General features: G+C 61.4%; 20 protein-coding genes and 1 tRNA gene. 9 read left to right on the forward strand and 12 right to left on the reverse strand.

The annotated features are described in order from the left end of the window. The first annotated feature begins 162 nt into the window (after positions 1 to 162). Entirely contained in the window at positions 163 to 702 is a 540-nt protein-coding gene (locus JS578_14500; GenBank protein QRX65247.1) for a carboxymuconolactone decarboxylase family protein, read from the forward strand. Between the two features lie 4 nt (positions 703 to 706). Here JS578_14500 and JS578_14505 read toward each other — a convergent pair whose 3' ends face one another. The 8 genes from JS578_14505 to JS578_14540 form a co-directional block, all read right to left on the reverse strand. Next, positions 707 to 1,507: a DNA-binding transcriptional regulator gene (locus tag JS578_14505; GenBank protein QRX65248.1), complete on the reverse strand. Its 801-nt coding sequence runs from the start codon at positions 1,505 to 1,507 to the stop codon at positions 707 to 709. Between the two features lie 169 nt (positions 1,508 to 1,676). Further along, positions 1,677 to 2,519, reverse strand: a complete 843-nt coding sequence (locus JS578_14510) for a fumarylacetoacetate hydrolase family protein (GenBank protein ID QRX65249.1) — start codon at positions 2,517 to 2,519, stop codon at positions 1,677 to 1,679. A 3-nt stretch (positions 2,520 to 2,522) separates the two neighbouring features. Continuing rightward, positions 2,523 to 4,019 (reverse strand): bifunctional 3-(3-hydroxy-phenyl)propionate/3-hydroxycinnamic acid hydroxylase, encoded by a 1,497-nt coding sequence (locus tag JS578_14515; GenBank protein ID QRX65250.1) that lies wholly within the window; start codon positions 4,017 to 4,019, stop codon positions 2,523 to 2,525. A 2-nt stretch (positions 4,020 to 4,021) separates the two neighbouring features. Next, on the reverse strand, positions 4,022 to 5,002 hold the full coding sequence (locus JS578_14520) for a VOC family protein (protein QRX65251.1): 981 nt from the start codon (positions 5,000 to 5,002) through the stop codon (positions 4,022 to 4,024). Positions 5,003 to 5,112: 110 nt separating this feature from the next. Further along, entirely contained in the window at positions 5,113 to 6,114 is a 1,002-nt protein-coding gene (locus JS578_14525; GenBank protein QRX65395.1) for a TRAP transporter substrate-binding protein, read from the reverse strand. Between the two features lie 32 nt (positions 6,115 to 6,146). Next, positions 6,147 to 7,448 carry a TRAP transporter large permease gene (locus tag JS578_14530; GenBank protein ID QRX65252.1) on the reverse strand — a complete coding sequence of 434 codons (1,302 nt, stop codon included), beginning with the start codon at positions 7,446 to 7,448 and terminating at the stop codon, positions 6,147 to 6,149. Further along, entirely contained in the window at positions 7,445 to 7,930 is a 486-nt protein-coding gene (locus JS578_14535) for a TRAP transporter small permease (GenBank protein ID QRX65253.1), read from the reverse strand. The genes JS578_14530 and JS578_14535 overlap by 4 nt, the downstream gene beginning before the upstream one ends. A 118-nt stretch (positions 7,931 to 8,048) precedes the next feature. After that, a complete protein-coding gene (locus tag JS578_14540; GenBank protein QRX65254.1) occupies positions 8,049 to 8,201 on the reverse strand; it encodes a hypothetical protein in 153 nt (50 codons plus the stop codon). Between the two features lie 135 nt (positions 8,202 to 8,336). Between JS578_14540 and ugpC the strand changes: the two genes are divergently transcribed. From ugpC to JS578_14570, 6 genes are all read left to right on the forward strand, one after another. Then, positions 8,337 to 9,395, forward strand: coding sequence for a sn-glycerol-3-phosphate ABC transporter ATP-binding protein UgpC (gene ugpC, locus JS578_14545; protein QRX65255.1), 1,059 nt, complete (start codon positions 8,337 to 8,339; stop codon positions 9,393 to 9,395). A 21-nt stretch (positions 9,396 to 9,416) separates the two neighbouring features. Next, the gene (locus tag JS578_14550) at positions 9,417 to 10,661 is read left to right on the forward strand and encodes an extracellular solute-binding protein (GenBank protein ID QRX65256.1); all 1,245 of its coding nucleotides are present in this window, start codon (positions 9,417 to 9,419) and stop codon (positions 10,659 to 10,661) included. 64 nt (positions 10,662 to 10,725) lie between these two features. Further along, positions 10,726 to 11,604 carry a sugar ABC transporter permease gene (locus tag JS578_14555; GenBank protein ID QRX65257.1) on the forward strand — a complete coding sequence of 293 codons (879 nt, stop codon included), beginning with the start codon at positions 10,726 to 10,728 and terminating at the stop codon, positions 11,602 to 11,604. A 7-nt stretch (positions 11,605 to 11,611) separates the two neighbouring features. Further along, a complete protein-coding gene (locus tag JS578_14560; protein QRX65258.1) occupies positions 11,612 to 12,445 on the forward strand; it encodes a carbohydrate ABC transporter permease in 834 nt (277 codons plus the stop codon). Positions 12,446 to 12,455: 10 nt separating this feature from the next. After that, positions 12,456 to 13,754, forward strand: a complete 1,299-nt coding sequence (locus JS578_14565; GenBank protein ID QRX65259.1) for a sulfatase-like hydrolase/transferase — start codon at positions 12,456 to 12,458, stop codon at positions 13,752 to 13,754. A gap of 21 nt (positions 13,755 to 13,775) precedes the next feature. After that, entirely contained in the window at positions 13,776 to 14,801 is a 1,026-nt protein-coding gene (locus JS578_14570; GenBank protein QRX65260.1) for a LacI family DNA-binding transcriptional regulator, read from the forward strand. Positions 14,802 to 15,034: 233 nt separating this feature from the next. On the opposite strand, the gene JS578_14575 is transcribed toward JS578_14570, so the two are convergent. Continuing rightward, on the reverse strand, positions 15,035 to 15,763 hold the full coding sequence (locus tag JS578_14575) for an SIMPL domain-containing protein (protein ID QRX65396.1): 729 nt from the start codon (positions 15,761 to 15,763) through the stop codon (positions 15,035 to 15,037). Between the two features lie 477 nt (positions 15,764 to 16,240). Here JS578_14575 and JS578_14580 point away from each other — a divergent pair. After that, positions 16,241 to 16,316 (forward strand) — tRNA-Ile (locus JS578_14580). A gap of 190 nt (positions 16,317 to 16,506) precedes the next feature. On the opposite strand, the gene JS578_14585 is transcribed toward JS578_14580, so the two are convergent. The 3 genes from JS578_14585 to JS578_14595 form a co-directional block, all read right to left on the reverse strand. Then, complete coding sequence (locus JS578_14585; GenBank protein QRX65397.1) at positions 16,507 to 17,319, reverse strand: metallophosphoesterase; 813 nt, start codon at positions 17,317 to 17,319, stop codon at positions 16,507 to 16,509. A 201-nt stretch (positions 17,320 to 17,520) separates the two neighbouring features. Further along, on the reverse strand, positions 17,521 to 18,054 hold the full coding sequence (locus JS578_14590; GenBank protein ID QRX65398.1) for a hypothetical protein: 534 nt from the start codon (positions 18,052 to 18,054) through the stop codon (positions 17,521 to 17,523). 129 nt (positions 18,055 to 18,183) lie between these two features. Then, a complete protein-coding gene (locus JS578_14595) occupies positions 18,184 to 19,041 on the reverse strand; it encodes a hypothetical protein (protein QRX65261.1) in 858 nt (285 codons plus the stop codon). 307 nt (positions 19,042 to 19,348) lie between these two features. Between JS578_14595 and JS578_14600 the strand changes: the two genes are divergently transcribed. Continuing rightward, positions 19,349 to 23,743: a hypothetical protein gene (locus JS578_14600; GenBank protein ID QRX65262.1), complete on the forward strand. Its 4,395-nt coding sequence runs from the start codon at positions 19,349 to 19,351 to the stop codon at positions 23,741 to 23,743. The last annotated feature ends 29 nt before the right edge of the window (positions 23,744 to 23,772 follow it).

Genomic DNA, 23,772 nt, shown 5'->3' on the forward strand with positions numbered 1-23,772 from the left:
CATCTGCCGGTAGGACGGCTGATCACGGAAAACGGATGGCGGCAAGGCCCGGACAACATGTCCGCCGAACGGACAGAGCGCATTTGCACCTGTCCTTCCCGCGCGCAAAGGGCGATTGTTGTCGCGTCCCAGCCTCAGCGCCATCAAACGGAGCCGTTCGCCATGACCGAGAAAACGACCCTGCCGCCGCTTGAGGACCGCGACTGGCCGGCGGAGATCGCCGACATGAAGGATGGTTTCGCCGGCACGCTGAACGTCTATCGCACCATGGCGCATCATCCGGACCTGCTCAGCGCCTGGGCGCCGCTTCGCCGACATGTGGTGCAGGAAAGCGCGCTCGGACCGGAACGCTCCGAGTTGGTGATCCTCCGCGTCGCCTTCCGCCTCGGCGCAGCCTATGAGTGGAACCACCATGTTGATCGGGCAACAAAGCTCGGCTTTTCAGCACAACGCATCGCGGCCCTTCGCGCCGTGCCGGAAGGCGAGGACGGGCTGCTCGCCCGCGCCGTCGATATGCTGATTGACACGCATCGGCTTTCGCCCGCGATCGAGACAGCGCTTGCCGAAGCGTTCGGGCGGCCCGCCGTGTTTGACCTGATGGCAACGGTCGGCTTTTACTCCGTGCTCGGCTATATCGTGATGACCTATGCCACCCCGCTCGACTCCGGCATCGCCGATGTGTTTGCCGGGCCGGACGAATAAACGGTCAGTCCGGTGCGCCATTGAGGGCAGCGGCGATCCGCGCCGCGATTTCGGCAAGCGGCGCGGCGCCTGTTTCAAGGGCCTTTTCCGTCGTCATCGCCGAACGGATCCAGATCATCGAAACGCAGCCAGTAATGCCTTCGGCAGTCAGGATGGGCACGGCGAGCGAAGCGGTTTGCGGCCGGAACTCGCCGCCGTCGCGGATGGCGATGCCGCGCGCCCGCGTTTCCGCCAGCATGCGATCGAGAAACACCGGCGCGAGAAAAGGCTGGTCCGCCGGATCGCCGAGACGGCTCAGATGTTCGAGAATATGCCGGCGTTCCCCTTCCGGGCAGAAGGCGAGGTAGGCGCGGCCGGCGGAGGTCCGCAGCATCGGCATGCGATAGCCGGTCATGGCGCGGTCGATGGAAAGCGGCGAGCGGTTATGCGTCGTTTCCTGGATCACCATGGAAAAATGGTCATGAACCGAGAGATCGAGCGGCCAGACAAGCCGCGCGGCGTATTCGGCGAAGATCGGGCCGGAGACCTGGCAGAGCTCCGAGGTCGCGGCATAGCCATCGCCAAGGCTCGCGGCAAGCCGCGTGACCCTGACGAGGCTCGAACTCGGCGACAGCGCCACATAGCCCGACTCCTCCAGCGTTTCGAGCAGGCGGTAGACTGTCGGACGCGGAATGTCGAGCGCGCGGGCGATCTCGCCCACCCGCGCGGCACCCCTGGCATTGATAAAGCGCAGGATCGCCAGACCGCGCGTCAGTGCGCGGACACCTTCATTCCTGCGCGGCCGTTTCGGCATCGGGTCATCCATTGTGAAGATATGGCATGCGGGCAATGGGTGTTGAAGCGGATTCTGCCCTGCCACTTCGTTCGGAAGACGATTTGCATCGCGGAGCCAGCCGCCTTCAATCTCCCCCTTGGGGGGAGATCGTTAGGTGCCGATCAGCCGCCTTGCCCCTTCAACCGACCGCCGCAGCGCCTCAGACTTCGTCGCGAACCGGATTGGCGAGCGTGCCGATGCCGGAAATCTCGACTTCGCAGACATCGCCGTCGCGCATGAAGAGCGGCGGCGTACGCCGCGCGCCGACCCCGCCCGGAGTGCCGGAGACGATGACGTCGCCGGGCAGGAGCGGCAGGATGGTCGAGCAATAGGCGATCAGCTTCGGGATCGACGTAATCAGCAGCGAAACGTCTGTGTCCTGAACGACCTGGCCGTTGAGCCGGGTCTGGAGGTGGAGTTTCGTCGGGTCCGGAATTTCGTCCGCCGTTACCATGAAGGGGCCGAAGCCGCCTGTTCCGGCGAAGGTCTTGCCGGGCATGAACTGGTGCGTGTGCTTCTGCCAGTCGCGCACCGAACCGTCATTGTAGCAGGCATAGCCGGCGACATGGGACAGCGCTTCGGCCTCCGGGATTCGGCGTCCCTCCTTTCCGATGATCACCGCGAGTTCGCCCTCATAGTCGAACTCGATGCTCTCCTTCGGGCGGATCAGCGGCTGGCCATGGCCGATCTGGCTGCCGGCATAGCGGGCGAAAAGCACGGGATTGACGGTTTCCTGCCGTCCGGTTTCCTCGACATGGGCATGATAATTGAGGCCGACGCAGATGATCTTGTCGGGATCGGGAATGACCGGCAGATGCGCGACCGCGTCGAAGGCGAAATCGGCCGGCTCGCCGAGAAAAGCCTCGGCGCGGGTGAGATCGCCCGCCGCGAGGAAGGCGCGCAGCGTCTTTTCCGGCAGACGCGGGGCAAGATCGACGATCCCCTTGTCGGTGACGAGACCGTAGCTTGCGTTTCCGTTGATTAGATAAGAGCAGAGTTTCATGTATCAGACCATTTCCGGGTGAGGCGTTTCAGAGGGGTTGGGGAGGACGAGCGCCAATAGCGCTTCAAGTTCGGCCCGGCTGTCGGCCGCGCCGAGCGTGTGGCGATCGGGGCGGATGACGGCAGCGCGGGCGCCGAGGCGGGTGAGGTGTTCGCCCGCATCCGGCGATGTTTTCGTGGTGACGAGACAGACGCTTTCGGGAAGGGCGAGCCCTTCGACAAGGTCGGCCTCCGCGACGACGACGAAGCGATGGCGCATCGCCTCATCCATCAGCCGTCCGTCATTGAGACGCGGCTGGCCGAAGAGGCGGCCGGCCTTCTCGCCGCGCCCAAGGCCGGGGCCGAGCGGCGGGGCGATGCTCTCCATCCGCGCCGAACCATCGGCAGCGGGAAGGGCGGCCTCCAGCGCCTCTTTCGTGCCGCAGGTATTGATCAACCCGCCGAGACGCACCGCGGTCTTGATATATTCGCGGGCATTCGGCTTGCGCTCGCTCTCATAGCTGTCGAGCAGCCGTTCGGCTGCGGCGCCTTGAACCTTGCCCTGGCAGACCAGCGCCAGTTTCCAGTAGAGATTGGCGACGTCGCGGGTTCCCGCGCACATGCCCTGGCCCATGAAGGGCGGCGTCTGGTGGCAGGCATCGCCGGCGAGAAAAAGCCGGCCCTTGCGCCAGTCCTCGGCCACAAGGGAATGAAAGACATAGACGGCGGCGCGCTCGAGTTCCGCCTCCTCCGGCCGCAGCCAGGGCGCCAGGATCTCCCAGACCTTGTCCGGCCGGGTGATGGCGACGCTGTCCTCGTCGTCGAGCACCGTCAGCTCCCAGCGCCGCCTGAGGCCGGGCCCGCGCACATAGGTCGCCGGGCGCTCGGGCACGCAATACTGGATCGAATGATCGCCGAGTTCGGGCTTGTCTTGGTTGAGGATCACGTCGACCACCAGCCAGCGCTCGTGAAAGCCGTAATCCTCCATGCCGGTCTCGATATAACGGCGCACGATCGAGCGGGCGCCATCGCAGCCGACGACATAACCGGCCGTCACGTGCTCCACCTTGCCGCGGCTCATGTCCTCGTACCTCATTTCGACATGGCCGCCGCGATCTTCGATGTAAAAGACATCGGCGCGGGTGAGCACGGTCACGTTCTGATATGCGGAAAGGCCGTCACGCAACAGCTTTTCGAGGTCCGGCTGATGAAAGCGGTAATTCGCCCGCCAGCCCTGCGGTCCGGTGCCTTGCGGGCGCGGCCAGTCGAGCAGCAGTTTGCCGTTGCCATCGACAAAGCGCATGCCGGGATGCATTGCCGTCAGCGGCTCGATCGCCTCGGCGATGCCGATCCACTGGAAGACGCGCATCACCTCGGCGTCGAAATGCACCGCGCGCGGCAGGTGATAGGCCGCCGTCTCGCGCTCCAGCACCAGGACCTTCAGCCCGCACTGGCCGAGAAGATGGGCGAGCGTCGCGCCCGCCGGTCCATAGCCGACAATAGCAACGTCAAAATGATCCATGTTCAGCCCTTTCGTTTGGCAAGTTCACCGAAAAGCCAGGGGCAATCGGCCACCGGCGGCGCGCGCCGCCCCCTGGCAGCCGCGTCGAGGCGCATGTCGCGCAGCCGTTTGCGGCCGCCCTCTTCGGTCAGGTAAAGTCGTTCATGGCCCCAGTAGCTCGGCCCGTCATGGGTCTCGTGCGGCTCCCAGGTGTTCGGATCGATCAGCCGCCCGCCCCAGCCGTTCTCGACGAAAAAGCCCGACGGCGAGTTGGCGTAGAAGGAGGTCATGTAGTCATTGGTGTGGCGGCCGAGCGTATAGGCAAGCCGCCCTTCCTCGAGCCCGGCAAGGTCGTAACCCTGACCGACATCGTCGAGGTTCTGGAACTCAACCATAAAATGATGGAAGCCGAGCTTTCCGGAGCCCACCATGGCGAAGGAGTGGTGGCGCTGGTTCAGATGGAAGAAATAGAGGCCATAGGGTTCGAGCCCGTAATCGGACACATGGAAATCGAGAAGGTCGCGGTAAAACGGCATCATCACCGCGATGTCGGTCACATGCAGCACCGCATGGCCCATGCCGAGCGGCCCGGTCATGAAGCCGTCGATCGGCCGGCCGGGCACGAAGGGGTCGCTCGCGATCATCGGCGCGTGAAACAGTTCGACGCGATTGCCGCCAGGATCGGCAAAGTGGATGAGATCGCCGACGAAGCGGCGGTCGGCGAGTTCGCGAGACCCCCGCGTCACCTTCACGCCGGCCCTGTCGAGCCTCGCCGCATAAGCTTCGAGATCGTCGCGGTCTTCGACTTCAAAGCCGAGGAAGGCGAGCGTTTCGCCAGGCTCGTCGGAAACGAGGAGGCGCTGCACCCGGTCATCCATGCGGAAGGCCATCGCCTTGCCGCCGCGATCGATCTTCTGCATGCCGAGCAGCCTTCCGGCGAAATCGGACCAGTCGTCGAGCCGGTCGGAGCGCACGCCGAGATAGCCCAGTGCATTGATTGCCATGGTCATTCTCCCACAGAAAAGTGTGTTGAGGCCCGAGCATAACCGGTGAAACCGGTTGCTCTGAGAACCAATCCGCGCCCGTCCGCTGGGCGGACGCGGATCGTCGAAGGCTATTCGGCCGAGGCCTTGCGGGCGTCTTCGAGCACGGCACTGGCCGTTTCCGCGTCGCTCTGCTCGCTGACCCATTTGTCGGCGGCCCCCGAAAGCGCATCGTTCCAGAGAGCCGTGTCGGCATCGCTCAGCACGACGAAATCGACCTTGCCGGCGGCGCGATAGTCGGCCTCGATCGCGGCGTCGGCGGCATCAACGGTGGCTGCGATCTTTGCCGCTTCGCTCGTTCCCGACATCGCGTCGATCGCGGCGCGGTCGGCCTCGGGCAGGGCCTCATAGGTCCTTTTGTTCATCAGGATCGCCATCGGCTGGGCGGTGAATTTCAGCGTCGTGATCGATGGCGCCACCTCGTCGAGGCGGAAGGTCTTGTAGGCATCCATCACCCAGGCGGCGCCGGAGACCACGCCGCGCTCGAGATTCTCATAGACCTGCGGCGCTGGGATGGAGACGCCCGAGGCCCCGAGCATCTCGTAGAGCGTCGAGCCGAACTGCGAGGGCGTGCGCAGCTTCAGTCCCGCCATCTGGTCCGGCGTCGTCACGCCCTTGCCGGCCATGAACAGGCGGTAGCCGGGCGTGGTGAAGAGCGCGATGACCTTGTAGTCGGCATATTCCTTTTCCAGAGCTCCCTTGTCCCAGAGTGCGCTCAGAATGTGCGTGCCCTGCTCGGAGCTTCGGGCAAGGCCGGGCACTTCGACCACGCCCGACATCGGAAACAGGCCCGGCGTATAGGTCGGCACCACCAGCGCGACGTCGGCGACGCCGGCCTTCACCAGTTCGGCCTGGGCCGGCGGCGCGCCGAGAATGGCGCCCGGATAGAGCTTGAAGGCATTTCCCTCCGAGAGCTTCGCATTGACCGCATCGATCCAGGGCTGCAGGATCTGCGCGGAATAAAAGCCCTGCGGCGGCTCGTGCGAGGAGACCCGCATTTCCCGGGCCTGGGCCGCAAGCGGCGCCCCGAGAACCAGCGCCAGGGCGGCGGCCTTTAACAAAAGTCTGAACATCATTCTTCCTCCCTTGATGACAGTTCGCGAAACTAGAATGCGTGGCTCGGAAGCCAGGTGACGATGGCCGGGATCGCGATGATCACCGACACGCGGACGAGATCGGCCAGGACGAAGGGGGTTACTCCGCGCCAGAGTTCCACCATCGAAATCTCGCGATTGGTGGTTTTCAGGACGAAAAGATTCATGCCGACCGGCGGCGTGATCAGCCCCATTTCGACGACCATGACCGCGAAAATGCCGAACCAGACGAGATCGATGCCGGCGCTGCTCGCGATCGGCACGAACAGCGGCACGGTCAGAAGCAGCATGGCGAGGCTGTCCATCAGCGTGCCGAGCACCAGATAGATCGCCAGCATCAGCAGGATTACCAGGATCGGCTCGCCGGTGATGCCGGAGAAAAGGCCGGTGAGCGAGAAGGGCAGACCGGAAAGGGCCAGAAAGAAATTGAACAGGTTAGCGGCGATCAGCACCAGATAGAGCGCACCGCAGGTGAGCGCGGTATCGGTGGCGGCGGCGAAGAAGCCGGACGCCGTCAACCGCCGGGAGAGGAGCCCGTAGGCGAGCACCACCGCCGCGCCGACGGCGGCCGTCTCATTGGCGGTGAAGATGCCCGTATAAAGCCCGCCCATGATCAGGCCGAAGATTGCCGTCGGCGGAACGAGTTCGCGGATCGCCGCCAGACGTTCGGCCGTGCCGGCCTTGTCGCGCTTCGGCGCTTTCGACCAGCCGAAGGCGATCGGCAGCCAGATCGCCAGGCAGTAAAGCAGGACGGCGAGAACGATCGGTCCGGCGGTCGCGAGCAGCAGCGAGCGGATCGACTGTTCGGCGATGAAGGCATAGATGACCAGCACGGTGGATGGCGGAATGAGAATGCCGAGCGTGCCGCCGGCGGCGACCGATCCGGCCGAAAGCGAGGGCGTGTAGCCGGCCGCGCGCATTTCCGGCAGGGCGATGCGGCCCATGGTGGCGGTGGTGGCGAGCGAGGAGCCCGAAATCATGCCGAAGCCCGCGGATGCGCCGATGGTGGCGAGCGCAAGCCCGCCGCGCCGGTGGCCGATCAGAACGGCCATCGAGCGGTAGAGGCTTGAAGACAGCCCGCTGCGGGCGGCAAGGTTGCCCATCAGCACGAACAGCGGCAGCATGGTAAGCGTGTAGTTGGTGACGCTGTCCCAGACCGTCGTCGCCCCCATGGCGACCATGCCGGGAACGCCGATGATCAGCGCCGTGCCGGTGATGCCGACGAGGCCGAGCGCCACAGCGACCGGGATTTCGAGAAAGATCATCAGGATGGCAGCGGCAAAGCCGGCGCCGCCGAGGAAAAGCCCGCTCATTCGCCTGTCCCCCCGCCTTTGAACTCAAGCCAGAGTCCGACCAGAGCCGCTACCGCGGCCGCCGCCAGCGCGGCGGTGACGATGCCCAGAAGCAGCGGCATCGGCAGTCGCAGATCGGGCGTCGTTTCCGGCGACCCGAGCTTGGAAAGCGCATTGGCGGCAACGATCCAAAGCAGCAGCGCGGCGAAGACCGCCGAGGCTGCCGCGCCGAGAAGGCCGAGCGGCCGCGACAGGCGACTGGGCATCAGTTCCGACATCAGCTTTGCCGAGACATGGGTGCGCGTGGCGTAGCAGACCGGGATCGACAACAGCGCGCCCAGCCCGATCGAATAGGAAGTGAGCTCGATCGCCGCCGGAACGTTGCGTCCGAAGAGCGCGCGCATGGCGACATCGGTGACCGTGACGCCTGCGCCGACGAGAAAACACCCGGCCGCAACGGCCAGAAGAACCGTCGACAAGATTGTCTTGCGTCTTTCGGCCATCAGATCTGCCTTCCGCCGGAACAGGGCCAATGCCGGCCCCGCATGACAGTGCGCGCTTCGTGTTCATTATGCTGCATACTTCCTCCCGGTCGATGCACTGCTTCCTCCGTTTCAGCTTCTAGAAGCAAGAACCCGAAAAAGGGAGGCGCAGCATCAAACTGTCCGCCAGGCGGACGCATTGCTTGAGCCAGATCAATGCGCCACGACCACCCAACGTCTTCCGCCGTGCGACCGGCAGGATCTTGATCGGCGCGGGCGTCGTTTCTTCCATGTCCGGCACAATCATTCGCGAGCGCGCACGGGATAGAAGCATGCTTGACTTTCGTCATGTAAAACTTTACTAAAGCTTACTAACGCACGTCGGACAGTTCGTGGAGGGACCGCCGGCGGCGAGGGAGGAGACAGAATGGCCGGGATCGAACTCCGCCGATTACGCAAATCCTACGGGGCTTTCGAGGCCATTCCCGCCATCGACCTGACGATCGAGGACGGCGAATTCTGCATATTCGTCGGACCATCCGGTTGCGGCAAATCCACATTGCTCAGAACAATCGCGGGCCTTGAGGATGCGAGCGCAGGCGAGATCCTGATCGGCGGCGAAGAGGTCAGCCAACGTCACCCGGGAGAGCGCGGCGCGGCGATGGTCTTCCAGAACTATGCGCTCTACCCGCACATGACCGTGCGCCAGAACATGGGCTATGCGCTCAAGATCGCGAAAAAGCCGAAGGAAGAGATCAAGGCAACGGTCGAGCGCGCCGCCCGCACCCTCGGTCTTGAGGATCTGCTGGAGCGCAAGCCATCCGAACTTTCCGGCGGCCAGCGGCAGCGCGTCGCAATCGGGCGGGCGATCGTGCGCGACCCGAAGGTGTTTCTCTTCGACGAGCCGCTTTCCAATCTCGATGCGGAACTGCGCACGCGCATGCGCCTCGAGCTTGCCGATCTTCATCGTACGCTCGGGGTCACCATGGTCTATGTCACCCACGACCAGGTCGAGGCGATGACGCTTGCCGACCGTATCGTGGTGCTGCGCTCCGGGCGGATCGAGCAGGTCGGCTCGCCGCTCGACCTTTATGACAACCCCGAAAACCTGTTTGTCGCGCGCTTCATCGGATCCCCGTCAATGAACCTTCTGAAGGCAGAGGCTGAAGCCGACGGCATCCGCCTGACCGGGATTGATTGCCCACCCTTGCCCCGACCGGATTTCGTCCCGGCCGCGTGGCGCGGCCCACTCGGCATCAGGCCCGAACACCTTCGGCTCGGCGCCGGCGGAACGGAGGTCCGTCTGCGGGCTGTCGAACATCTGGGCGGCGTCACCTACGGCTATGCGACGCTTGCGGACGGAACCGAGTTCTGCGTCGATCTTCAGGGCCACAGGACGACGGCGGCCGGAGACAGCGTCGCGCTCGCCATCCCCACGGAGCGGGCATTCTTCTTTGATCAGAAAACGGAGAGAAGGCTCCGCTAACTTTCAGCACGGGAGGACAAAATGCTGAAATCGATACTCAAGGGCAGCGCCGCGACATTGATTGCGTCCGGCATCATGGCTGGCGCGGCAAGCGCCGAGGAAATCCGCATCTATTTCAATGCCGGCCACGGCTATGACACCTATCTTGAAGTCTTCGAGGAGTTCGAGGCCGACAATCCCGGCTGGACCGTCGCCTTCGAGCGCTACCAGTGGCCGGACCTGCGCACCAAGCTGGTGGCCGATTTCGCCGCCGGCAATCCACCCGACCTCGTTGCAGAACCCGGCGCCTGGGTGCCGGAATTCGCCCAGCAGGGCCTGCTCTACAACCTCGACGATCTTGCAGCGCGCGATCGGGCGGAATTCGATTATCCCGGCGACTGGCAGGATGCTTCCGTCGAAAAGAACACGGTCGACGGCTCGCTTTACGGCGTCCAGATCCACCTGACCTGCGCGACCCTGCTCTACAATGTCGACATGCTCAAGGAGGCGGGCTACGACAATCCGCCGACGAACTGGGCGGAATTCCGGGAGATCGCGAAGGCGACCACCAGGAACGGCGTCTTCGGCTTCGCGCCCAATGCGGTCTGGGCCTATTCCATGCCCTGGGTGATGCAGAACGGCGGCCGGTATTATGATCCCGAGACCGGCAAGATCGCCTTCGGAAGCGAGGCCGCAGCCGAGGGCGTGCAGTTTCTGTCGGATCTGATCCATGAGGACCGCTCGGCCCCGGTTCCGGTCACCGGCGCCGATTACGAGGGCCCGCAGCGGCTCTTCACCGCCGGTCGCGCGGCAATGATCATCACCGGCCCCTGGGACATCAACCCCATTCGCACCGGCAATCCCGACCTCAACTGGGCGGTTGCGCCTTCGCTGAAGGAAGTCGAGCAGGCGACGATCCAGGGCGGCGTCAGCCTGATGATCCCCAAGGATGCGCAGTATCCCGAACAGGCCTGGGACCTGATCAAGCGCCTCACGGCCGTCGATGTCGAGGTCGCCACCTCGCTGCAATATTCGATGACCATGCCGCGCAAGTCCTGGCTGAACGACCCTGAAGTGCAGGCCGATCCGATTCTCGGCCAGTTCGGCGCCTGCCTTCCCTATTCGCGCGACGTGACGCTCGAGCTGCGCCAGGCCGGCAAATACAATCCCGCCATCGATGAGGTGCTCAACGGCGCCATTGACGAGGTTCTGTTCGCCAATGAACCGGCGGCCGAGGTGCTTGCCGCGGCCGAGGATGAAGCCAACGCGATTCTTGCCAACGAATGAACGGGAGCATGCCCCGGTCGCCGGTTGCGCCGGGGCATGCCGCTTTCCAGCGGGGAATGACGGGATGACCTACAAAACCAGGCGGACATTGACAGCTTATGCCTTTCTGTCGCCGGCCATCGTCTATTTCCTGATCTACTTCTTCTGGCCGATCGCCATCGAGTTCTGGGCGAGCTTCAGAAGCGGACAGCCGCTGATCGGCGACTCCGCCTTCGTCGGGCTGAAGAACTATGCCCATATCCTGAACGACAGGCTGGCGATCAAGGCGATCAAGGCGACGCTGATCTACGCCATCGGCAGCGTGGTCTTCACGCTGGTTCTGGCGCTCGGGCTCTCGGCGCTTCTGGTCGGCCCGGTCAGGGCGCGCAACGGCATAAGGGCAATCCTGTTCTTCCCCTACATCATCTCCTTCGTGATCTCGGCGCTGATGTGGCGGGCGATCCTCGATCCCTATACCGGCCTTCTCAATGCCGCGCTTGCCAAAGTCGGGCTTCCGCAGCAATTCTGGCTGGTCGATCCCGATACCGCGATCTGGACGCTGATCGCCGTCTCCGTCTGGAAGGATCTCGGCTATGCGGTGCTGATCTACATCGCCGCGATCCAGGGCATTCCCGCCCATCTTTACGAGGCCGCGCGCATGGACGGCGCCAGGCGCCACCATCTGTTCCGCGACATCACCCTGCCGCTGTTGATGCCGACCACGCTGTTTCTCGCCGTGGTCATCATGATCACCTCGCTCCAGGAAATGGCGCTGCCTTACCTGATGACCCAGGGCGGTCCGGCAAATGCCACGCGGCTCTATTCGCTGCATGTCTACGAGACCGCCTTCCAGGGGCTCAACATCGGTTATGCCTCCGCTCTCTCCTTCGCCATGTTCATGCTGATCCTGTTGATCACATGGGCCCAGTTCAAACTGCTTCACCGCGACATCAGGCACGTATGAGGACGACATGGCCCGCAAGGACAATCATACAACAGCATCAAAACTGCTGATCTATCCGCTTCTGGCCTTCTTCGTCCTGATGGCGGTGCTGCCCTTCCTCTACATGGTGTCGCTTTCGCTGCAGAGCGATGCGGAGATGTTTTCCGGTCAGGTGGTCGTCATTCCCGAAAGCCTGCAATTCTCGAACTATGTGACGATCTGGGAGAAGGCGCCGTTTGCGCGTTTCATGCTCAATTCCCTGATCGTGGCGGGAACGATCACGCTGCTCCATGTCCTGTTCGATCCGCTGATCGGCTATGTCTTTGCCAAGATGGAGTTTCCGGGAAAGCGGTTGATGTTCGTTTCGCTGCTGGCCACGCTGATGATCCCGTTCTTCATCCGGCTCATCCCGCTTTACGTGATGACGGCCGAAATGGGCCTCCTCAACACCTATCCGGGCCTGATCCTGCCCTTTGCCATGAGCGCTTTCGGCATTTTCCTGATGCGCCAGTTCATCATGCCGATCCCGGATGATCTGGTGGCAGCCGCCCGGCTCGACGGGGCGAGCGAATTCAGGATCTTCATCGATATCATCCTGCCGCAGCTCAAACCCGCGATCGCGACGCTGGCGCTTCTGACCTTCGTCTTCCAGTTCAACGAGTTCATCTGGCCGCTGGTGGCTGTCTCTTCCGAGAGCATGCGTCCGATCACCACCGGGCTTACCCTTTTCAACCAGGAATTCTTTACCCAATGGAATCTCACAGCCGTGGGCGGCATGCTTCTGTTCCTGCCCTGCTTCCTGCTCTTCGTCATCATGCAACGCTATTTCGTGCAGAGTGTCATGCTCTCCGGCATGAAGTGAGGAAGAGGCCATGACGAAAAAGACGAAATGCCCGAATGTGCTGATCTTCTTCACCGACCAGCAGCGCTGGGACACGGTTGGCGCCCATGGCAACCCTCTGGATCTCACCCCCAATTTCGACATGATGGCCGAAAAGGGACGCTTCATCCGCAACTCCTTTACCTGCCAGCCGGTCTGCGGCCCCGCCCGCTCCGCCTTCCAGACGGGCAAATACCCGACCACGACCGGTTGCTACCGCAATGACATACCGCTGCCCCCCGGCGAAAAGACGCTTGCGCACTATTTCGGCGAGGCCGGCTACGAAACCGGCTATATCGGCAAATGGCATCTGGCGGAGACCGACCCCGTGCCCCAGAGTCAGCAGGGCGGCTATGACGAATGGCTTGCAGCCAATATCCTGGAGTTCACCTCCTGGCCGTATCAAACCGATCTCTTCGATCGCAAAGGCGAGCGCCATCGTCTGCCGGGCTACCGGGTCGATGCGCTGGCCGATGCGGCAATCCGCCATATCGACCGGGCGCGCGACAAACCCTTCTTCCTGTTCCTCTCCTTCCTGGAGCCGCACCATCAGAACCAGCACGACAATTACCCGGCGCCGGTTGGCTACGCGGAGCGGATCGCGCGGCGGATCACATCCTACCCTTCCGACCTCGACACGCTGGGCGGCACGACGAAGGAGCACTATCACGGCTATATGGGCATGGTCGCGCGGCTCGACGAGGCCTTCGGCCGGATCATCGATGCGCTGATCTCGCGCGGGGAACTCGACAATACCATCATCCTGTTCACCTCCGATCATGGCTGCCATTTCAAGACCCGCAACGCGGAATACAAGCGCTCCTGTCACGAAGCCTCGATCAGGGTGCCAACACTGCTTGCGGGACCCGGGCTCGACGGCAAGGGGGATATCACCCGTGCCGCCTCGCTGATCGACCTGCCGCCGACCTTGCTCGACGCCGCCGGCATTGAGATACCGGCCGCGATGGAGGGGCGGTCGCTCCTGAGGCCGACCGACCGGCCTGAGGACGAGGTATTCATCCAGATCAGCGAAAGCCAGGTCGGTCGCGCGCTCAGGGCTGGACGATGGAAATACTGTGTCGCCGATCCAGACGCCGACGGCTGGAGCGACAGCGCCAGCCGGCGCTATGTGGAAACGCACCTCTACGATCTGGAGCGCGACCCGGCCGAACTTGACAATCTGGTCGCCGCGCCCGACTACGCTGGAGTTCGGGACGAACTGGCAAAACGGCTTGCCGCGCGTATCATCGCGGCCGGCGAAGCGCCCGCGGAGATCGTCCCGGGGAACTAACGGGCAGAAAGGGACGGGTGCATGGTAACGCTGAAGGAGATCGCCAAGCGGACCGGGGTCGCGGAATCAACCATCTCGCGCATTCTCAACCGCGATCCGACCCTTTCGATCTCCGATGAGAAGCGTCGCCGCGTGGTCGAGACGGCCGAAGCGCTGCAATATGTGATGCGACGGTCGCGCAACAGCCGCAAGGAAGACGCCTCAGTCGCGCTGCGCCGGCCCGGCGACCTCCGATCGGTGATGATCGTGCACTTTCTTTCCAGTGCTTCCGAACTCTCCCAGCCCTTCTATGTCGGCCTGCGCCAGGGCATCGAAGCGCGCGCGGAAGCCTATGGCATGGCGACGACAAGGCTCTTTGCCGGCGAATTCGATCCGGCGATGCTTACCCGTGGGCGCAATGTCGGCATCATCTCCGTCGGCGATCTTCCCGACGGGCACCTGGAGGCGATCCGCGCGCTCGGCGTTGCGACCGTGCTTGCCCATCCGCAGGAAAGGCCCGTCGATGTCGACGTCGCCTATGTCGACCTTTGGAGCGCATCCACCCGGCTTTGCGAATGGCTTTTGACGCGCGGCGTCAGGCAACCGGCCCTTGTGGGCGTCCAGGGCCCGCAGTCGCGGCGGCTGGCGGCGTTCCGTTCGGTGATGTCGGAGGCCGGTCTGTTCGACCCGGATTATGTGACCTATGCAAGAGACTCTTCCGACGACGGGCAAGACCAGATACGCACCTTGTTTTCTCGGCTTGCGGATACCGGCAAGCCGCTGCCCGACGCCGTGGTGATCTATGCGGACCGCACGGCGGTCGAGGTCTATCGCGGACTTGAAAAGGCGAAACTTTCGATCCCGCGGGATGTCCAGGTCGTCGCATTCAACGACAGTTCGATTGCCCACATGCTCGCGCCCAAGCTATCCACCCTGCGGCTGGAAGCCGGCGTGATCGGAGAAACCGCGGTCGACCTGCTGATGGAAAGGCACGGCGGCCGCAAGGCCGTGAAACATGTGCAGATTCTGCCCACCATCATCGAGCGCGGCAGCACGCGCAAACCATGATTTTTCGGTCCGGCCGGCCTGAAGCTGAGGTTCCGCTGAAGCCTTTGCCGAAGATCCTGTCCATCCGTCGGATCCACGCCCGGCGGCCGGTTGGAAAGGCGGCGATGCAAACGGCTCATCCGCCTTCCCGAGCGAGAAGGCGATCAGTTCTGGCCGGCGTCGAGACGCGCGACGCCCGAGAGACCGAGCGCACGCGCAGAGCGCTTCCGCTTTTCCTGGAAACGCCCAAAAGCCTACTCGATCGCCAGCGTCATGTTGACGGTGATCGTGTAGGTGTTCTCGCCAGCGGCGATCGGCGGCGCGCCTTCGGCCTTCGCCATCATCATATCGGACCGGGCGAACATCATCGGCTGCGGCATGGAACTCTGCTCCGAAATCGACAGCACATTGCCGAGCGAGACGCCGGCGGCCTCGGCAAGCGTCTCAGCCTTGGCAAGGGCCTTCGCGACGGCCTCGCGCCGCGCCTCGTCCTCGGCCGCGGACGGATCGCTGTTGGTAAGGGCGATGCCGCCGCCCGAATTGACGCCGAGAGCGACCGCCCGGTCGAGCACCGCCCCGAGTTTTGCAAGGTCGCGCACCTTCACGTTCAGTCCGTTGCGCACCTCGTAGCCGACGATCTCGCTCTGCGTCGAGCCGTCGGAGGCCTTGACCTGCTCGTAGCGCGGGCTGACGGAGAAGTTTGCGGTCTGGATATCCCTTTCCGCGATACCGTCCTCCTTCAGGGCTGCGATTACCTTCTGCATGGCGCTCGCATTGTCGGCCATGGCGGTTGACGTGTCGTCCGCCTGGCTGATGACGGAAAGCGAGACAGTCGCCATGTCCGGCACCAGCGTCGCGTCGCCCTCGGCCGAGATCGAGATCGTCGCCGGACTTTCCGGGGATTGGGCAAGCGCAGCGCCGCCTGCGAACGGAAGCGCGAGAACAAGCCCGGCGGCTGCGATGCGAACCGGAAGATTGGCCATGGGAAATCCCTCCTTGAAAAAAGCCGTGAGCGCAGTCTTGTCCGGCAATTGTGAAGCCAATGCGGCAAAACGGGCGCCAACGCGCCGGATAGCAGACTGCCTCGGTCCGCCTTGCGTAGCAGCAAGGATTGCCTGCGGCAACGGACAACCTGTTTCGAAGGCGGTCGATGGCCACCGCATCGCGCCGCAGCGTCTTGGGTGGGTAGAGATGCCCTTTTTCAGAGGCTTGAGCTTGACGCCGGCACGTGGCCTTGACGACTGGCGACGACAAGCGGGCGACGCGCGCGCCGAAGCCTTCTCCCCGGCGCGGAAACGCGCGGCCTTCCTGTTGGCGGAGCGCCCCGTCGGCATGCCTCGGCGGGATCGCAGGCACGACCGCGGCGAGGCTTGCCGTGGTTTCGAATTTGGGGTAGTCGGAAGAACCGCGCCGGGAGCCATTGCCGGCGCGGCGCCGGACAAACCGTCTGACGTCCGGGCGGGCCTGTAGCTCAATGGTTAGAGCCGGCGGCTCATAACCGCTTGGTTGGGGGTTCGAGTCCCTCCAGGCCCACCACCCTTGAATTTTGACTTTGATTGTCGTCCGACACGGAAACGCCGACTTTGCGACAAAAGACGGTTTTTCGATTCGCCGCTTGCGGCGATGCCTTGGAGACCTCTTCGCCTTCCAAATCGGGCGCCTACTGATCTCTCCCCTTACCGATGAATTGAAAAAATAGATGCCACGCAGCGCCGATCAGCCGGTGCTAAGCTTCCCGCGCCAACAGACCGGCTTTGTCTGTGTCAATCAGACCCCGCAGCAACACATCCGCTTCCGCATCAGCTCTGACGTTTTCCGGATACCCGAAAGAAACGTTCACGATCGGCGTCCTTCCGACTTGTCCGCTCAGGTGTCGGTGCGTATGCCCAAACAGCCACAAGTCGGGGCTATGCCGCAAAATCCATCCGTCCAGACCGGAAGCGAAACAAGGCGTCAGATCATCGACAGGTCCAGCCACACATGGACTGGGCGCATGATGGCCGACGATGACGGTACGACCGTCAAAAGGCTCCTGGATTTTTCGCGTCAACCATTCGAGATGGTCCGCATGAACTCCGATCGTATCATCCGGGTGCACCATTCTCCCGTCGATCCGGATCCGATCATAATCGGTCATACGATAGCTCGCCTGCCGGATTGCGGCTCCACGATCCCCGGTCAGACAGAAATCTGTCCAAAGCGTGCAGCAAAGGAAACGAACACCACCGAGCTCCAGCGCCTCCTTCTGGATAAAGCGCATCCCGGCATCTTCCACGAATGACTTCAGCCGCTCGTCACCATCGAGTTGCCACTGATAATAGTCGTGGTTGCCTGGCAGGATGAATACCTTTGCCGGATTAATCAGACGTGACAGCTGCTCCAGACCCCTTGGCCAGTTCTGCGATGGGTTGTTCGCGAGATCCCCCGCCAAAACAAGAGCGTCAAGCCCATCGAAAATCGACCTAAACGTCGCAAAAGGATCGCGATAGCTTCGCCACCAGAAGTCCAAGTGCCAATCGGCTGTAACGAGTATTCGCATCATGAGCGCTCTGGTTCGGTATTGCCATTTCGCGTGGTTGCTGCCTGATTAGCACTCGGACGATCGGATCGCTATCGCGTAACACGCAAACCTGCCAGGCGGGAAGCCGGTCGATTTCTGCATACTGTTGTTCAGAATGGCTGCCTTCGGCAGACCTTGCGATTTCACCCTGCAAATTGGCAACCGCCTCGATTCGAGGAATTATCCAGTTTTCTGTTGCTCGCGTACCTGCGAGGCCTTGAGCCAGCCCGAAGCCAGGCGAGCACTGTCGGCGCCGGCCCGATGGGGCACACGCATGCGCTCGAGCTTTTCGTATAGAAAATCCAGGGCGAGGCCATCAAAATGAGCGAAGCTCACAGCATCGTAGTCTTCGACAGTGCTTGCTGACGGTGTCCAGCCTGCGGCGACAAGGAGACGGCTCAGCCAGTGGGTTTCGAGTTTTGGAGCATCGGAAACCAGAATAAAGCCCTCGATTTTGGGCATCAGCTGTTGGGCGACGTCTTCAACGGTCGGGGCGGTCTCCAGATCCGACATCGAAATCCCATGCACAGCTTCGCTTTGCCTCGACCAATCCGCACGATTCCAGACCGATGCTGGCCGTATCAGCGACGACCATGTCTGAACCTGGTTGCCTTCAATCCATGATATGCCGACTTCGATCGGCCAGCTCTCTGCCGATAGAGATGAGGCTTCGAAATCCAGGGCCATGAGTGTTTCTATATTTTTGCCGGTCATCGAATTCATGTGATCTGTGGCCGTATCTAGTTTTCTGCTGAGCGAGTTCGAGGCTGTTTCCATCATCGAAGGCCAGATCGAGACCATTGCAAATAAATGGGATTGCGCGTAGCCCGATAGCTCAGTTGGTTAGCCTCTTATCGCGAACAGGTCCGGCTGCCGCACGTCGATTTTTAAAATTCTGGTTATTCCTCGCCTTTCAAAATCCTCTGGAATGATCTCTTCGCCAACGGCCTCCGGCGTGCGGGATATCCCTTTTCTCTCGTCCAGCCTGGAGCGCCAATCGTTCAATTGGAAGATCGTAGGCAGCCCAATATCGGTCGCGCGACCTTCATAGGACGGGATGATTTCTTCCATATATCGCTCAATTGGAAGGTCTTCCTGCAATCGCTGAAGGTAGGGGCCCTGCGTCGCCGAGAACTTATGTCTCGCGCACAAAAAATGCCAGGGAACAGTATCGTTTTCGATCTTATTGAGTTTTTTGGGCGCTTTTGATTTCACAGTTTCAGCGTCCGCAATAAGGCAACCGGTTTCGAATGCTTCGACTTTTTCTTCTGCGATCCCTTTCACCCAGTAGGACCTCTGGGGTTCGGCACAATAAAAGCAGTATGCAGGGAAGAGGCTGTTCGCTTTTGCATCTTCGATGAGTAAATCTATCTGCGGCTTGGCGGCTCCTTTGCCCATTTGCTTCAAGTTTCCAATTCCACCGGCCTTATGAATTCTCTTGGCTTGCACGCGCATCTTCAGCGTGTAGGCTCTTCCGATAATGTGCCACTCCCAGTCGGCCCCGGTGTTTTTGCTTTCCTGCAATTTTGAAAATGTCAGCAGTGTTACTTTGCGTGGATGGCGCCGCCTGATTTCCAGCAAATTCGTCTCGGTAATCGTCTCTTCTCCATAGCTGACCTTTACATGGGGCGAATGGGCGAATTCCAAGTTCTTCGAGGTGGAATGGCCAAGTTCCAACAGTGTGTGGAGCAAGGAAATCATGCTGTCTCCCAGTGTTAGAATCTGAATATTCGGTTGTTATTGTAGACTCTGCAACCAATTTTGTACCATGTTGGCCGTTTCGTCTGCTGCACACACTGACCGCTTTGGACGCGCCTTCCTGACCCACAAAAACGGGGCCGTTTGCTGTCAGTCAGCTATCAGCGGAAAACCGTGAAGAACAGACATTCAATCGCTGATACCGAAAACACAAATCAAGCGCCGCTCTGGAAACCTGCTCCAGGTCCATTCAGGTATAGCCTGAATCCCGTGTTGGCATTAAGTTCTATTTGAACAAGAGAAGAACTGCATGGCAACAGAACCCGAAACCAACGACATCGAGCGCAGTTTTCAGGACATTCCTGACGATAAGATCAATGAGGCCGAGCAAACTGCCTTCCTCATGGATTTGGGCTGGCACAAGGGCTCGAATTGGGCTGACCTGCTAAAATCCAAACGTATCCTCATCATTTCCGCAGCAGGGGCAGGCAAAACGTATGAATGCCGCACGCAGCAGCAAATGCTTTGGGCTGCTGGCGAACCTGCCTTCTATGTTGAACTGGCAGACCTTGCACACAGCAACCTGCGCGATCTCCTATCGCACGATGAAGAAATCCGTTTCGATTCTTGGCATGCGTCCCAATCGGATGTCGCCACGTTCTTTCTCGATTCCATCGATGAGCTGAAGCTTAGCCTCGGATCATTCGAGCAGGCACTGAAGCGGTTGGCCAAAGCGGTTGCCGGGCAGCTCGGCCGGGTCCGCGTTATTATCACGTCCCGCCCCATTCCAGTCGATGAGCAAATCTTCCGTCAGTTTTTGCCGGTGCCAGATGAACCGCACGAAGCCGCGACCAGCGAGAAGTTCGCGAATAGCGTCATGGCGCGCCGAGCGCAGAAATCTTCCGAGGAGCAGATTGCGCGAGATTGGCGCAACGTTGCACTCCTGCCTCTCTCGAATGGTCAGATCAAGCAAATGGCGATCAAGGAAGGCGTAGATGATCCCGATGCATTGCTCGCCGACATCCGGCAACGCAACGCCGAGGATTTTGTTCGCCGCCCCCAAGACTTGATCGAACTGTGCGCCGATTGGCGAGAGCATCGTCGCATTAGCTCGCATCGCGACCAAGTGGCGAGCGACATCGCCGTGAAGTTGAAACCGCGCCAAGATGGCCGAGAAAGGGCTGCTTTGTCTGCCGACAAGGCATTGAAAGGAGCACGGCGTCTTGCTCTCGCCGCTAGTTTGAGCCGCAAGCTTACCTTGCGCCATAGCGCTGAGGCAGACCGCGAAGGCGATCCGACCGACGCGCCGCTTGATCCTTCAACCATCCTGCACGACTGGACGCAGGACGAATGCACGACGTTGCTGGAGCGGTCGCTTTTCGGCTTTGCCTCTTATGGTCGGGTGCGCTTCCACCACCGCTCAGTGATCGAATATCTGGCTGCCGAGCATCTTCTTGCCTTGCGCGAACGGGGTGTGCCCGTCCGGTCGATTAAGCGCATTCTGTTTACGACCACGACGCAAGGCGACGAGGTCGTTAGGCCATCGCTACGTCCGGTTGTTGCGTGGATGGCCCTGCGCGACGATGCTATTTTTGAAGAACTGCTGCGACGCGAGCCAGACGTTCTCTTGAATTTCGGCGACCCTGAATCGCTCTCGCCTGCGCAACGACAGCGAGCCCTACGCTCCTATGTTGAACGCCATAGCGCTGGCGGCTGGCGGGGATTGCGTGTGCCCAGCGTCCAGCTCCATCGCTTTGCGACCAAAGACTTGGGACCGGAGGTGAAGCGCCTTTGGGAAGGCGGCATCGAGAATCACGAAATCCGCGAAATTCTACTGGACCTGATCGGCCTTGGTAAGATGACCGATTGTGCGGATATTGCTTACGGTATCGCGGTCGATGCCACAGCGCCCGAGGGCGAGCGGATTGATGCACTCGATGCGCTTGTCCATTTGAACGATGCCCGCCTTACTGCAATCAGCACCAGCTTGGCCGAAAACGGGCCAATTTGGCCAAACCGTCTCTCACGCGCTGCGCTGCTACGGCTGTTCCCAGCCCACCTCTCCGTAGAACACTTGTACAATGTGCTCACCCGGATCACAGAAAAGAAGCGCTCCGCTGGCGGTATCTCATGGAATCTCCCTCGCCTGATCGAGCATGTCGATCTATCGCCGGAGACGCTCGACACACTACGTTCCGGGCTTACCGAACTGGCTTTGGAGGGGCTCGCCTGGAACGAGAAGCAATGGCCCCATCTTGCCAGTAAGCGGCAGTTCCTTCTGCCAGCACTGGCTGCAACGTGCCTCCGCCAGGTTCGGAATGGCACGACGACCCCTGATGTGATGCGTTCCACGGCGATTGCGTTGCGGTTGGCAGAGCGCGAGTACGATCATACCGAGATGGCCAAACAGTTGGCGGCAGCCCTTTCGGACTTACCGGCCGAAGCTCGGCGTCTCATGTTCGAGGCCGAAGACGCATTTCTTCAAGCGTATCAGCCACAAACGGACCCCTTCAAACGCTATGCCCGATTGGCGTTTCACGGGGCTGCAATTGATATAGGCGCCGTCGACGCTGGTTGGGTTCTCGCGTCGCTCGCCGATCGCAGCCGCTCTGCCGAAGATCGCACGATGATGCTCGAAGCAGCCATTCGCATTCGCGAAGACAATGTTGACTGGACCGAACACCTAGCTTCGCTAAAATCGCATGTTCTTGATCTACCGGACTTGATTGAACGCCTCGACCAGCTTGCGCAGCCGCGTAAGCCCGCCCCAGAAGAGCTGCGCTGGCAACGAGAAGATGCCAAGCGGCGGAAGCACGATGAACGCCGCGACGCGAAAGCCCATGCCAGTTGGGTGATGTTCTGGCGCGAAATCGTCAATGACCCTGAATCGGTGTTTGCCACTGACCGTTCTGAGAATACCGCTTGGAATCTTTGGCGAGCGATGGAGCGCAACGGTGAGGAAAGTCGGGCCTCGGGCTGGAACAGACGCTTCATCGAGCGGCATTTTGGCAAAGAGGTTGCTGACCGATTGCGCCTCGCGGTCATGGCATTCTGGCGCAAAGACCATCCGACCTTGCGAAGTGAACGCCCCGAAGAAGAAAAAGGTGCGTACCTGACCCGGTGGCAACTGGGCCTCGCAGGGATCTACGCCGAGGCGGAAGATTCTCAGTGGGCGAAAAAGCTCAGTCAAGACGAGACCGAATTGGCCCTGCGCTACGTTTCCATCGAACTCAACGGCTTTCCCGCTTGGCTGGAAGGATTTGCCACTGCGCATCCAGCTGCGGTCGACACCGTACTGGGAACGGAATTGACGGCGGAACTTGACGAGCCAGCGGTGGGCCATTCCGGCATGCTGCAAGATATTAAGTACGGTGCTCCCGCAGTCGCGCGCCTTTTCGTACCACGCCTTCGTGCTTGGCTAGATGCGGGCAAATGGCGGCTTGGGCGCAACGAGGATGAAGCCGCCCGCGCGAACCGGCTTCGCCAGGTGGTTCAAGTCCTCGTGCAGCATGGCGACTCCGACACCACGGCGCACATCCATACGCTCGCCAAGACAGAACTGGCCGAGGGTGCAAGAGATGCGATGGCCAGCATCTGGTTGCCGATTCTGATGCGGCTCAACGCGGCGGATGGCATCGATGCGCTCGAGAAAACCTTAAAGCCACATGCACCAGAAAAATTGGGTCCGGCATTGGATTGGTTCAGCTCGCTCTTCGGCAACCGGCATGGTGATGAGGAAACCTATCTTTCGGCGTCCGGCTTCACTCCGGAATTGCTCCTTCGGCTGGCACGCCTTGCCTACCAATACATCCGCCCTTCCGACGATATTGTGCGGGACGTGGGTAGCTTCTCGCCCAACGCGCGCGATCATGCCGAACGCGGGCGTAGCAATATCGTCAATGCGCTTTTGTCGACCTCCGGGGCTGAAGGTTGGGCAATCAAACTCAAATTGGCTGAGGATCCGCTCTTTGCCGACTTCAAAGACCGGGCATTGGCCATGGCTCGCGAACGGGCCTCCGAGGAAGCAGATGCAGCCGCCTTCACCGAGGGCGACATGGTGGCTCTCGATCGCTATGGCGAATTGCCGCCGCTGACGCGCGACGAGATGTTCACCCTCCTGACCGATCGCTTGGGCGACATCGACGATGCGTTGCTGCGCGATGACTCGCCCCGTGCGGCTTGGGCGCTCATCAATGATGAGAAAGTCATGCGCCAGCAGGTCGCCCGCGAACTGCGTGCCCTTGCCAACGGTGCTTATACGGTCGATCAGGAGGCGGTGACGGCCGATGAGAAAGAAACCGACATCCGCCTTCGCTCTACCGGCTCGGAACATGAGGCGATTATCGAATTGAAGATTGGCGAAAAGGACCGCTCTGCCGCCGACCTGAAAGCCACGATCAAAGACCAACTCGTGGTCAAATACATGGCAGCGGAAAACAGTCGCGCAGGCTGTTTGCTCATCAGCGCTAATTCTAGCCGCACGTGGCTGCACCCCGAGAGCGGCGCGGCATTAGACTTAGCCGGGCTCATCACCATGTTGAATGAAGAAGCTGCTCGGATCGAGCAGGAAATGGGCGGCTGCTTGCGGTTGATTGTGCGCAGCCTCGACCTCCAGCCGCGCTTGCCGACCGAGCGCGCGAAATCACGCGGCCGTCAGCGGAAAGCCTCGTCCAAGCGGGAACCGAAAGAAATGCCTGCCAGATGAGCGGGGTTCGCGCACGACGATCTTTGCGC

Source organism: Dysgonomonadaceae bacterium zrk40 (assembly GCA_016916535.1).
In the GTDB taxonomy this organism is placed as follows: domain Bacteria; phylum Bacteroidota; class Bacteroidia; order Bacteroidales; family Dysgonomonadaceae; genus Proteiniphilum.